Genomic DNA, 447 nt, shown 5'->3' on the forward strand with positions numbered 1-447 from the left:
AACAGCCCGGACAAGCCGTGATGGCCTGGCGCTGACCCCGCTACCCCAACAACTCTCCAGCCACCATGAAACCACGTACCCATACCCTTATCGCTGGCCTGTGCGTGGTCTTTCTGGGCACACTACCTCCATTGGGTGCCCAGGCGCAGGTGGTGCGCTGCACCGACGCTGCCACGGGCAAGGTCACCTACACCGACGGCAAATGCGCCAGCGGCACCACCGTGCGTGAGGTGGAGGCCCGCAAAACTCCGCAGGAGATCCAGCAGGAGCGCGAAGAAGCCGCCGAGGCGCTGGCGCGCAAACAGCAGCGCTTGCAGGCCGAGGCGACCGCCGCCGAGACCGAATCACGGCGCAATACACAACGCGACCAGACCGCTCCTGCCAAAACCACAGACTACGCACGCTCCCCGGAGTGCGCCCGTTCACGGCGCAACCTGGATGTGGTGT

At 65.5% G+C, this 447-nt stretch carries 1 protein-coding gene; it reads left to right on the forward strand.

Going from position 1 to position 447, the window contains the following annotated elements; genetic code table 11:
- Positions 1-65: 65 nt before the first annotated feature.
- Positions 66-447 (forward strand): DUF4124 domain-containing protein (locus tag DBR23_RS00620; protein ID WP_146191176.1); only part of this gene is annotated, 382 nt, incomplete at its 3' end.

The sequence above is a fragment of the Acidovorax sp. HMWF018 genome (genome assembly GCF_003061035.1).
In the GTDB taxonomy this organism is placed as follows: Bacteria; Pseudomonadota; Gammaproteobacteria; order Burkholderiales; family Burkholderiaceae_C; genus Acidovorax; species Acidovorax delafieldii.